Annotated in this window: 9 protein-coding genes and 1 CRISPR repeat array; of the genes, 7 read left to right on the plus strand and 2 right to left on the minus strand. The window is 32.8% G+C overall.

All coding sequences use genetic code 11. The annotated features are described in order from the left end of the window. Window positions 1–6: 6 nt before the first annotated feature. A complete protein-coding gene (locus ACUSJC_RS15010) occupies window positions 7–1,839 on the minus strand; it encodes a DEAD/DEAH box helicase (protein WP_449270378.1) in 1,833 nt (610 codons plus the stop codon). Between the two features lie 178 nt (window positions 1,840–2,017). On the opposite strand from ACUSJC_RS15010, the gene ACUSJC_RS15015 reads away from it, so the two are divergent. Further along, complete coding sequence (locus ACUSJC_RS15015) at window positions 2,018–2,626, plus strand: trimeric intracellular cation channel family protein (protein WP_449270379.1); 609 nt, start codon at window positions 2,018–2,020, stop codon at window positions 2,624–2,626. On the opposite strand, the gene ACUSJC_RS15020 is transcribed toward ACUSJC_RS15015, so the two are convergent. Beyond that, window positions 2,616–3,197, minus strand: a complete 582-nt coding sequence (locus ACUSJC_RS15020; RefSeq protein ID WP_449270380.1) for a non-canonical purine NTP diphosphatase — start codon at window positions 3,195–3,197, stop codon at window positions 2,616–2,618. The two genes, ACUSJC_RS15015 and ACUSJC_RS15020, sit on opposite strands and share 11 nt — an antisense overlap. A gap of 189 nt (window positions 3,198–3,386) precedes the next feature. On the opposite strand from ACUSJC_RS15020, the gene ACUSJC_RS15025 reads away from it, so the two are divergent. The 6 genes from ACUSJC_RS15025 to ACUSJC_RS15050 all read left to right on the plus strand — a co-directional run bounded on the left by ACUSJC_RS15025 (window position 3,387) and on the right by ACUSJC_RS15050 (window position 9,087). After that, a complete protein-coding gene (locus ACUSJC_RS15025) occupies window positions 3,387–4,076 on the plus strand; it encodes a hypothetical protein (RefSeq protein ID WP_449270381.1) in 690 nt (229 codons plus the stop codon). A 195-nt stretch (window positions 4,077–4,271) separates the two neighbouring features. Then, entirely contained in the window at window positions 4,272–5,078 is an 807-nt protein-coding gene (locus ACUSJC_RS15030; RefSeq protein ID WP_449270382.1) for a DUF2314 domain-containing protein, read from the plus strand. A gap of 114 nt (window positions 5,079–5,192) precedes the next feature. Continuing rightward, the gene (locus ACUSJC_RS15035) at window positions 5,193–5,600 is read left to right on the plus strand and encodes a hypothetical protein (RefSeq protein WP_449270383.1); all 408 of its coding nucleotides are present in this window, start codon (window positions 5,193–5,195) and stop codon (window positions 5,598–5,600) included. Window positions 5,601–5,720: 120 nt separating this feature from the next. Further along, on the plus strand, window positions 5,721–6,152 hold the full coding sequence (locus ACUSJC_RS15040) for a hypothetical protein (protein ID WP_449270384.1): 432 nt from the start codon (window positions 5,721–5,723) through the stop codon (window positions 6,150–6,152). A 156-nt stretch (window positions 6,153–6,308) separates the two neighbouring features. Next, window positions 6,309–7,265 carry a S41 family peptidase gene (locus ACUSJC_RS15045; RefSeq protein WP_449270385.1) on the plus strand — a complete coding sequence of 319 codons (957 nt, stop codon included), beginning with the start codon at window positions 6,309–6,311 and terminating at the stop codon, window positions 7,263–7,265. A gap of 349 nt (window positions 7,266–7,614) precedes the next feature. Further along, window positions 7,615–9,087 carry a S41 family peptidase gene (locus tag ACUSJC_RS15050; RefSeq protein WP_449270386.1) on the plus strand — a complete coding sequence of 491 codons (1,473 nt, stop codon included), beginning with the start codon at window positions 7,615–7,617 and terminating at the stop codon, window positions 9,085–9,087. Window positions 9,088–9,139: 52 nt separating this feature from the next. Further along, a CRISPR array of direct repeats spans window positions 9,140–12,149; the repeat unit is 50 nt; unit sequence GTTGTGAATTCCTTTCAATTTTTTGTAGATTTACAGTATCGAATTACAAC. The last annotated feature ends 30 nt before the right edge of the window (window positions 12,150–12,179 follow it).

A 12,179-nucleotide genomic window follows, 5' to 3' on the forward strand; every position in this document is an offset into this window, starting at 1 on the left:
CGAAACCTAGCTTCTTCTAGAGCGTTTTGCTTTATCGAAAAAGCCTTTTCCTGAATCAGAATTGCTTCTTCTCTCTTTGCGTTCTCCGGAAGGTCTTGAATCTCTTCCGTCTCTTTCTCTTCCGCCGTCTCTGCGACCTTCAAATTTACGATCCGAATTTCCGCCTCTTCTTTCTCTTGAACCACCACTAGAATTTCTTCTGTCTCTTCCACCGTGATCTCTACGGTTTTGGTTTCTTCCGCCATCGTTTTTAGAGATTTCTACATTGATCTTTCTTCCTTCTAAATGGATATTGTTCATCGTTTCCATTACGCGTTCAGCATATTCAGAATCGGTGTTGAAGAAAGAGAATCCTTCTTTTACATCTACTTTAAAGATATCATCACGACCTAATTCTAAGGTATCACGTAAGAAATCTTTAAGTGACATCCAATCGAAATTATCTCTTGAACCAATGTTGATAAAGTAACGAACGGCACCATCAGTAGTGATTTCACCTCTTCTGTTTGATGATGTTTCAGCACTGATGTCTCTTGATTTTTTGTAGTAAGCCAAGAAACGGTTGAATTCAACAGAAACAATACGTTTGATTAATTCTTCTTTGGTTAATTCGCTTAAAACTTCTTCAATAGCAGGTAAGTATGAATCAATTTCGTGATCTACTTCTACGTCTTTGATTTTGTTTGCTAAGTGGAATAACTGAATTTCGCAGATTTCAATACCAGAAGGAATTGGTTTTTCTTCAAATTTAGTTTTGATGATTTTTTCAATTTGGTTGATTTTACGCAACTCACTTTTAGTTACAATCACCATTGAAGTTCCCGATTTTCCGGCACGACCTGTACGACCTGAACGGTGTGTATACGTTTCAACTTCATCAGGCAATTGGTAATTGATTACGTGCGTAATATCGTCAACGTCAATTCCACGAGCTGCAACGTCAGTGGCAACCAACATTTGGATTTGTCTTCCACGGAACGATTTCATTACTGCATCACGTTGCGCCTGTGATAAATCTCCGTGTAAAGCAGCAGCATTATATCCGTCTTCAATTAATTTTTCAGCAACAGCTTGTGTATCTCTTTTCGTTCTACAAAATACTACCGAGAAAATATCAGGGTTAGCGTCTGCTAAACGTTTTAAAGCTGCATAACGGTCACGAGCATTTACTAAGTAAAATTCGTGTGACACATTTTGAGATCCTGAATTTTTGTGACCAACTGTGATTTCTAATGGTTTGCGCATGAATTCACGAGCAATTCTGGCCACTTCTTGCGGCATTGTAGCCGAGAATAACCAAGTTGATTTTTCGTCCGGTGTGTCTGATAAGATTGATGTAATATCATCATAAAAGCCCATGTTTAACATTTCGTCAGCCTCATCTAAAACACAATAGTTAATGTTTTTGATGTTTACCATACCACGGTTAATCATGTCTTGCATTCTTCCTGGAGTAGCTACAATAATTTGTGCTCCACGCTTAATTTCTTTGGCCTGTTCATTAATATTGGCACCTCCGTAAACTGCAACGGTATGCAGTCCTTTAATGTATTTAGAATACAATTTAATTTCGTTTGTGATTTGCAAACAAAGTTCACGTGTAGGAGAAAGAACTAAAGCTTGAGTAGTTCTGTCTTCAGCATCGATTTTCTGAATAAGAGGAAAACCAAAAGCTGCAGTTTTACCTGTACCTGTTTGTGCAAGTGCAACAATATCAGTGTCTTTTTCTAATAAAATAGGAATCGCCTTTTCCTGTACTTCCGATGGATTTTCAAATCCAAGATCTTTTATCGCCAGCAGTAGCGATTCATTAAGACCCAATTGTTCAAATTTGTTCATGTATATATTTAAAAATAGGTGCAAAGGTAGTGTTAATTAATGAGATATGCTAATTTGTTAGTGATTGATTTTTAAATAATTAAGTTTGAAAAATAAAGCAAGTAAATGAAAAGGATACTTTTGTGTAAAAAAGAGGGATAAAAAATAAATAATGATATTTTTGCAAAAAAGTGTAACGATGATAGAAATCTTAGATATAATTGGCGTTTTTGTTTTTACTATTTCAGGAGTTTTGGCCGCTATCAACAAGAAGTTGGATTTGTTCGGTATTTTTATTATTGCCTTTGTAACGGCTTTAGGAGGCGGTACGTTACGAGATATTTTGATAGGGAGAATGCCGGTAGGATGGATGCAGGATTTAAAATATGTCTATATCATTATATTAGGATGTATTGTAGCTTCAGTTTTTAGAGATTATTTGAATAAACTGAGAGTCTCTTTGTTTTTATTTGATACCATTGGATTGGGAATTTATACGCTAATAGGAATTGAAAAAGGATTGGAATACGGATTGCACCCTACGATTTGTATTGCATTAGGAACGATGACGGCGAGCTTCGGTGGATTAATAAGAGATATTTTGTGCAACGAGATTCCGCTTTTGCTGCGCAAAGGAACTATTTATGCTACTATTTGTATTATTGGTGGAATTTTATTCTTTGGGTTACGTTATTTAGGAGTAAAAGATGCTGTCAACGAATTGGTAACTTCGTTATTTATCATTGTTTTTCGTTTAGCTGCTGTTCGATACAGTTGGAGTTTACCCGTGCTTACTATTAAAGATTAATTTGGTGTAAGTAGTCAATTAATTCGCGAGTCGCTTTTCCACGATGGCTTAATTGTGCTTTTTCTGCCATGTCTAATTGTGCAAAAGTAACGTTTAATCCTTCCGGTTGAAATACCGGATCATAGCCAAAACCTTTTTCGCCATGTTCTTCATTTGTAATATAACCTTTTGCAATGCCTGTGAAAAGATGTTGGGTTTCTTCAATATTCAAGGCAATTACGGTTTTGAATTGAGCCGAACGATTTGTGTTTTGTCCTAACTCTTGCAATAATTTTTGAATGTTGCTTTTATCATTTTTTTGTTCGCCGGCATAGCGAGCCGAATACACTCCCGGAGCACCGTTCAAAGCGTCTACTTCTAATCCGGTGTCATCGGCGAAGCAATTGTAGCCAAACTTTTCGGTAACATAGTTTGCCTTTAAAATAGCATTTCCTTCAATGGTATCTGCTGTTTCGGGAATATCTTCAGTGCAGCCAATATCTTGTAAACTTAACAGTTCGATTTCGGCAGGAAGCATTTGTTTGATTTCTGCTATTTTATTTTTATTGTTGGAGGCAAATACGAGTTTCATGTTGCGTTTATTTTTTGGGAGTAAAAATGCAAATTTATAAAAAAGAAGTTAGATAGTGTTTGTTGAGTGATGTTACTCTTTATAGATTTGTTTCTTTACCATATTTTTCTTTAATGCTATTTATTTTATGATTAAAAGTTGTATATATTTGGTGATATTTAAGAGTTACCTGCAAGCTAATAAACGACAATGAAAAAAATATTAATCGGACTTCTTTCAATCTTGGCAATTAGCTGTCAAAGCCAAAATCAAAAACTCGAATATAGGAGTGTTGAATTTTACTTTGACAAAATAGCTGAACTTGAAATTAATGAACTAATTGAACAGAAAGTGTTAATTGACTCGGTAACCGTTGCTGATAGGTACTTGGATAAAGAGACAAAAGGACTAAATAAAGATGGTTCAATGAAATATATGGAAGCCAAAATGAAAGTTTATCAAACTCTCTTTAAGGATTATTTGTACCAGCAACACCTTGAATATGGAAACAATGTTTATGTTCTATATTTTACAATCGCAGGATTTGATGACGTTGAATGGGATATTGTAAAATGGAACAAAAGTGATTGGAAAAATGAAGACAAGCTAAGTCGTGACAAACTGCAATCCGGTTCTACATTGAAAAAAATATTTTGGAACTATGACGAGGGACCAAAAAATATGGAGAATATCAGATTGTTTATTGAAAACGACTACTTAGTATTTGAACGCGGAAATTTATATCATTCGCTTTACGACTTGAAATCAGATTCACTTTTGTTTAATGAAGAAAGTCCTTGGCACGCTTCTGAGGGCGAAGATAAAGACAAAATGAACGAGTGGATAAAGACAAATCTTCACAACAAAATTGAAGAGAAACTGAAAGAAAAAAGAAAATAAAGCCAGCAGGTAACAATGTATATAAAAAATAGGCGAAATAGTGGTAAAATCAATGCTTTTGGTTCGTATCAAAGTTTGTGCCTAACCGAAAGTTCTGTGCTTTGAAATCGCCTACTTTTCATATACTTACCGTTAGTAGAAATATTACACCAAACGACAAACAAAGACAGAAACGAATAAAAATAGCACAAATTTATGGCAGATAAAGAGATGTTTTTTGCAGATGGGAATAACCCAAAAATGGTTGAAGCATTTAAAAATGCACAAAAAACTTTTAAATATTTTTGGAGAGAATTATCGTGGGAATATAGAAGAATTATTCCTGCATTAACTGTTGCCTGTGTGAAAGTAGCTTTTACACAAGACACTGATAATGGACAAATTGTTGAACATATGTGGATTAATGACGTACAATTTGATGGAAACAATGTAAAAGGAATTCTTGTAAATAGTCCTAATGAATTAACAAATATCAAAAATGGAGATTTTGTACATGTATCATTAAATCAAATTAGCGATTGGTTGTTTGCGACTTATAGTAGTAAGAAACCAAAAACAGGCTTATCAAAACTATTTTCTTCTGCACCAAAACCTGCAACATACGGAGGATTTACCATTCAAGCAATGCGTTCCGAAATGACAAATCAAGAAAGAAAAGAACACGATAATGTTTGGGGATTAGATTTTGGAGATTTTAATGAAATTTTGCTTGTAAATGAGCAAAAAGAAAATCCAGAAAACTTGGCGGAGCATCCAATGAGTAAAAATATGAGAGAAAAGCTTATTGAATTTTTAAAAGAAAATCCTAATGAAATAAGCAATAGAGACGAAGATGGTTTAACGTTATTACACAAAGAAACTATTGCAGGAAACTTGACTTCTGTTGAAGTTTTATTGAGTAATGGAGCAGATAAAAGTGTAAAGTCTAATCAAGGAGAAAGTGCGTTAGACTTTGCAAAAAAAATGAATTGGGAACATATAATACCTATTTTAGAAAAATAAACACTTCTGCCAACAAAGGTTTTTCGTCAGGCGGGATGAAGTGCAAATTTCCAGCTTTGTGCAACTAATAGACTTATAGGTAAAAGAAAACCTGTAAACCAAGATATTTTTGTCGTGGGAATTGATAAAGTATTCAATGTTTTAGATACATTTGACTTGGAAAATTTTAGTTACATTGTGAATATTATTAAAGACAATGGGATAGTTCTTCAATTAATTCATGGAGGTTTGAATGAAAAAATAAATAAAAAGAGTTTTGACTTTAATTACTCAATATCTCTGAATTTTTATAATGAAAAAGAAAAACAAACTAAATTTGAAAACTTAGAAATCTCAAATGAATTTGATTTTTATGAATATGAAAATGTACCATCGTGTATTTTAAATTGCAGAAAAGATAAGACAAAAACTAAAGAGTATTTAATTGAGATAATTGAGAAAGTATATGGTTTTAGACGTTTAGATATTTTTGAATTCGAAATTCATCAACAACCTCCTATGGCCCAAATGATTTCTTCATAAAAAACAACATCAGTTAAAAAGAATGACTAGGCCAAGAATTTTCTAAGTTTTGCCTATTTTTGGTTTGGTTTTGTCTCATACCATTTTCTTTAGCTGAGGATCGTTGTACATAATTTAGAAATGAAAGAAACTGAAATTAAAACTGAATTCCAATTGGAACAATGGCTAAAGGAAAATTGCTATTCAATGAATAGTTACAGCATAAATGGAAATTTCATATATGAAGGTTATGGGCTTGAAAACAATGATGGACTTTATCAATGGTATTATACGGAACGTGGTGAAAAAAAAGTTTTGGAATATTTTGCTACAGAAAATGACGCAGTTCAATATGCCCTGAAAACAATAAAAGCAGACGAACACGCAAATCGGAATTATATCGGAATGTATAGCTCTCAAATAGAAGTCAAAAAAGTAATCTCCGAACTTGAAAAGCGTGGAATTGAATTTTGGACAGACATAATTCCATATGGTGGAATTAATGATTTGAGAACAAGAATTTTTGCGATTGGTTGCGGAATTAAAAAAGTTCAAGATTTAATAAAAAAATAAAAACTGCGTATAACAGCAGTTATAAGTAATGGCTGGTTATGGCAAGCTTCCGAATTTTGTTACGCAGTTCGTTTCATTTGTCTCTCCGAAAATTAGAAAATCTGGTTTGAATAGTCAAAAAATATAATATTAGCAAGTTAAGTACGTTACTAACAAATGAAAATCTTTCGCTCTGTATTTTTGATTTTAGCTTTCGTAAGCTGTAGCACACAAAATTCTGTTCCAAAAGAAGTCTCTGACTATCTAAATGAGACACTTTCCTTGCTTAAGGAAAAATCAATACATAAGAATACGATTGATTGGGAAGAGTTTAAAGTTGATATTTTTAAACGAGCTCAGAATGCAAAAAATATTAAAGAAACCTACTCTGTAATCAGTTATGCTATTTCAAAGCTTAATGACAACCATAGTTATTTTAAATCAGCAACAGTATTAGACGAAGATTCAGAAAATAAGCCCCTACCGGTTTTGGATGATGAAATTACTCCAAAGGACATAGGCTATATTAGAATACCTTTTTGCATCGGAACTGAAGAGGAATACCAAAACTACATTGTAAAAATCAGAAGAAAAATAGAGGAACAATCACAGAATGGACTGAAAGGCTGGATAGTTGACTTGCGTGGGAACTTTGGCGGTAATATGTGGCCAATGCTGCTTTCAGTTGAGCCATTAATAGGAAACGGAACTTTAGGCTACTTTGTAGACTCTGACGGAAATAGTGAAGCTTGGAAAATAGTTGAAGGTAAAGCTTATATAGAAGATCAGCTGATTATGGAAACGGTAGTTTCATCAAAAGATTTTAGTAATCAGTTTGTAGCTGTGCTAACCGATAACCAAACAGCAAGTTCAGGAGAAGCTATGACCGTGGCTTTTAAATTCAGAAACAATACAAAATCATTTGGTAAACCGACTTTTGGTGTTTCTACAGGATGTGTTTCTCATACACTATCAGACGGTTCCGTAATAAATTTAGCCGAATCTGTTTTTGCAGATCGAAAAATGATAAAATATGGCTTAAGTATAAACCCTGATTTTGAAATTGAAGAAAAGAAGGTATTACAAGCTGGAATTGAATGGATTTATGAGATGAATAAGATTGGTTGGAAGTAATAGCAGAGTTGCTTATATTTGTTGGAACGCGGTTTTTAGGTATCACATGTATTCCGAGGATTATTAGCCGTAATACAAATACTATACAATGAATAAACTAACAGCCTTATTATTACTTTTCGTATACAGTTCTTATACTCAATAAGTTCCTCAATATGAATTTATTAAAGTCTGGAACTTCTTAAAATATTATCATCCTGATTTAGCAAGTGGTAAGATAGATGCCAATAGTCTTTTTTTAGATAATATTCTCCGATCACAACTTGATATCAATACATCGGTAGCGTTGCTCTCTGAAAAGCTAGACAATAACTTTACAATTAAAGCACAACCTAATAGCCAAAAAGATGTGATATATACGAATCAAAACTTTGATTGGTATCAAAAGCATAAAGTTATCAAACATAAATATAAGAAGTTATTAAATGATATTTATACTTATCGGTTTGTAGGAGATCATTATTATGATACTTCTCAAAAAGAGTATCAAAAATCTATTTTGCATGAGAAAACTTATGACCTTGACAAAAAGATTCAGATGCCTTTAAAGTATAGGTTATTAACTATGGCAAAAATCATAGGAGCTATAGATTATTTGTATCCGTATAAATATTTGATGCCAAACAAGACCAATGAAAGGCTCAAGGAGTTGGTTCAACAATCCATCACCTGTGCTTCCAGAAAAGAGTTTGAAATAGTATTAGCTAAAGCAGTAGCTCTTTTAGAAGACACCCATGCGTTTAGCTTTTATAAAGAGTTACATTATCGAAAAGAAATTTTTCACACTAATTATTTTTCACCTTTTGATTATCAAGTACGAGAAGATCACATTCTTGTTACACATTTAATATTTCCTGAGATTTGTAAACAAGCCAATATAGCTGTAGGAGATAGAATCATGACTATAAATGGCACTACAGTAGCAGAGATGATAACAAATAAAAAAAGTTTGCTTTCAGCGTCTAATACTAATGTGCTGTTGTATAAATTATCTAACTATTTAGATAATTTGATCTGGACTGATGATTTGCAAACCAAACAAATGCAAATACAAAAATATCCGGATCTCAAAGAAATGACTACACAAATTGAATTAATTTCGGTTGAAAATCAATCACAAATAGCTCAAATAAGTGCTTATTTAACAGAAGAAATGAAAGCGAAAAATGCTTATACGCTAGAGCATGAAAACGTTGCTTATTTCAGGATAGATCAAACCATGTCTTTTTTAGAAGATGTTACAGACGACCAATTGATTGCAACAATGGATTCGGTTTTTGAAAAAGCATCTGCCAAAAAAGCTATTGTTTTTGACATGCGTGCATATCCTGATAACGGAGGTTTTGCTTTTACTTTTGTTTATAATTATTTTGCTCCTAAAGAAAATTGGTATAGCAAATATTATAAACAGAATTTTAATGATTTCGGAACTTATGTGTTTGTATCTGAAAGAGATCTTACCACGGAATATTTTCCGGAAATACCCAATAAAACAACCCATACTTATAATGGAAAGGTGTTTATTATTGTAAATGCAGCTACACAAAGTATGAGCGAATGGAATACAATGAACTTTCAGCATGTATTTCCCCAAGCCGTTACTATCGGTGAACAAACAGCAGGAGCAGACGGAGATATGAAAAGATTGCCATTACCAGGAGGTTATATTTTTGGTTTTACGGGAAACGTGATATTATATCCTGATAATACACTTACTCAAAAAGTAGGTATACAAATAGATGAAGTTATTAATTATACAGATACCGACATCATTGAACAAAGAGATATTCCATTTGAAAGAATCCTCAATGCAGTTAAATAAAAAATATATTAGCATATAGATATGAAAAAGGAAAAGAAGGTACTGTCTTAACGTTGTGAATTCCTTTCAATTTTTTGTAGATTTACAGTATCGAATTACAACGATTTGGCGGCTAATTCTTCGTTTGTTATAGTTGTGAATTCCTTTCAATTTTTTGTAGATTTACAGTATCGAATTACAACTGTTGAATTAGAGACATTGAATATTGAGTAGTTGTGAATTCCTTTCAATTTTTTGTAGATTTACAGTATCGAATTACAACGTTCATCGGTATAGCCAGATAGCCCAGGAGGTTGTGAATTCCTTTCAATTTTTTGTAGATTTACAGTATCGAATTACAACTTGTTTGTTAGACGTTAAGGTATCCCCCTGGTTGTGAATTCCTTTCAATTTTTTGTAGATTTACAGTATCGAATTACAACAGCTCCTTGTCTTTATGCAAGTATTTTAAAGTTGTGAATTCCTTTCAATTTTTTGTAGATTTACAGTATCGAATTACAACGATAACTGTTACGCATTATCAACTTCAAAAGTTGTGAATTCCTTTCAATTTTTTGTAGATTTACAGTATCGAATTACAACTCAAAATTATACATTCTGTTTATACCTTTGGTTGTGAATTCCTTTCAATTTTTTGTAGATTTACAGTATCGAATTACAACGGACGAATCTTTAAGAAAGGAAGTTAGAAAGTTGTGAATTCCTTTCAATTTTTTGTAGATTTACAGTATCGAATTACAACTCTTAACACTCTTATCCTTTTTGTACTCAAGTTGTGAATTCCTTTCAATTTTTTGTAGATTTACAGTATCGAATTACAACTCTGTCTGTTTCCTGCTAACACACCACCTAGTTGTGAATTCCTTTCAATTTTTTGTAGATTTACAGTATCGAATTACAACAAACTCTGGACTAAGCGTGGGCAACTCACTGTTGTGAATTCCTTTCAATTTTTTGTAGATTTACAGTATCGAATTACAACTTCACAAATTGGATAACATATGTTCAAGATGTTGTGAATTCCTTTCAATTTTTTGTAGATTTACAGTATCGAATTACAACTAAAAGTTGCATGTTCGACTCGATGACTGAGTTGTGAATTCCTTTCAATTTTTTGTAGATTTACAGTATCGAATTACAACTTAGGCTTCAGGAGTTCTTTGAGAGAAATGGTTGTGAATTCCTTTCAATTTTTTGTAGATTTACAGTATCGAATTACAACGGTTGGCAAACATAGGGTCGTAATAGTCAAGTTGTGAATTCCTTTCAATTTTTTGTAGATTTACAGTATCGAATTACAACAACTCTGGCGAAAGCTGTATTTATATCCGCGTTGTGAATTCCTTTCAATTTTTTGTAGATTTACAGTATCGAATTACAACCTGTTACTGGATCGTAGTAAGGGTGTGGTGGTTGTGAATTCCTTTCAATTTTTTGTAGATTTACAGTATCGAATTACAACGGTTGAAGATTATGTTAAAAAGACTTTTAAGTTGTGAATTCCTTTCAATTTTTTGTAGATTTACAGTATCGAATTACAACTTTCACCAGCTAAAAGCTGTTTTGTTTTCTGTTGTGAATTCCTTTCAATTTTTTGTAGATTTACAGTATCGAATTACAACCGAAGAGGGCGACACAGTTTATCATGATTAGTTGTGAATTCCTTTCAATTTTTTGTAGATTTACAGTATCGAATTACAACGCGGCTGAAAGAAAAAAACTTTTAGATGCGGTTGTGAATTCCTTTCAATTTTTTGTAGATTTACAGTATCGAATTACAACTTAATCTAATCTAATGAATTAAGATAGTCTGTTGTGAATTCCTTTCAATTTTTTGTAGATTTACAGTATCGAATTACAACGGTAACTCGCTGAATATGCGCGACATATGCGTTGTGAATTCCTTTCAATTTTTTGTAGATTTACAGTATCGAATTACAACACGCTGTCTCTGCTCTTATGGCATCGTTTTGTTGTGAATTCCTTTCAATTTTTTGTAGATTTACAGTATCGAATTACAACATAGGCGTTGATGTATATGAAGGTTATCTCGTTGTGAATTCCTTTCAATTTTTTGTAGATTTACAGTATCGAATTACAACACGTTCACGTTGTATTTGTTTCATTCGTCGGTTGTGAATTCCTTTCAATTTTTTGTAGATTTACAGTATCGAATTACAACCTGTTTGGTTTCTTAACGAAAACGGAAAAGGTTGTGAATTCCTTTCAATTTTTTGTAGATTTACAGTATCGAATTACAACAAGTATGGGGTATAAACCGACATCAAAGGTGTTGTGAATTCCTTTCAATTTTTTGTAGATTTACAGTATCGAATTACAACCTATCAGGGAAACCACCCAGCGTTGTCTTTGTTGTGAATTCCTTTCAATTTTTTGTAGATTTACAGTATCGAATTACAACAATAACTTTCCTTCCCGAATGGAATAATCCGTTGTGAATTCCTTTCAATTTTTTGTAGATTTACAGTATCGAATTACAACACAAAGGAGGATTTAATTAAGATTGAAAAAGTTGTGAATTCCTTTCAATTTTTTGTAGATTTACAGTATCGAATTACAACATAAGAGCAGAGACAGCGTTGAAGCAGCAGGTTGTGAATTCCTTTCAATTTTTTGTAGATTTACAGTATCGAATTACAACAAACCGCTCCAATGTTGCTCAATCAATAGCGTTGTGAATTCCTTTCAATTTTTTGTAGATTTACAGTATCGAATTACAACCTTTGCTAATTCTTCGGAGCGCTGACCTCGGTTGTGAATTCCTTTCAATTTTTTGTAGATTTACAGTATCGAATTACAACATACCTTTGCCTCGGTACTCCCGCTCATAGGTTGTGAATTCCTTTCAATTTTTTGTAGATTTACAGTATCGAATTACAACATCTTCTCTTCATGACCGTAATGATGCTTAGTTGTGAATTCCTTTCAATTTTTTGTAGATTTACAGTATCGAATTACAACGTCGAAGAAGTTTTGACGATTTCTAGGTTTGTTGTGAATTCCTTTCAATTTTTTGTAGATTTACAGTATCGAATTACAACTAGTACTATTCATCCATTTTATCTGTTCTT

It is taken from the genome of Flavobacterium sp. U410 (genome assembly GCF_053570605.1).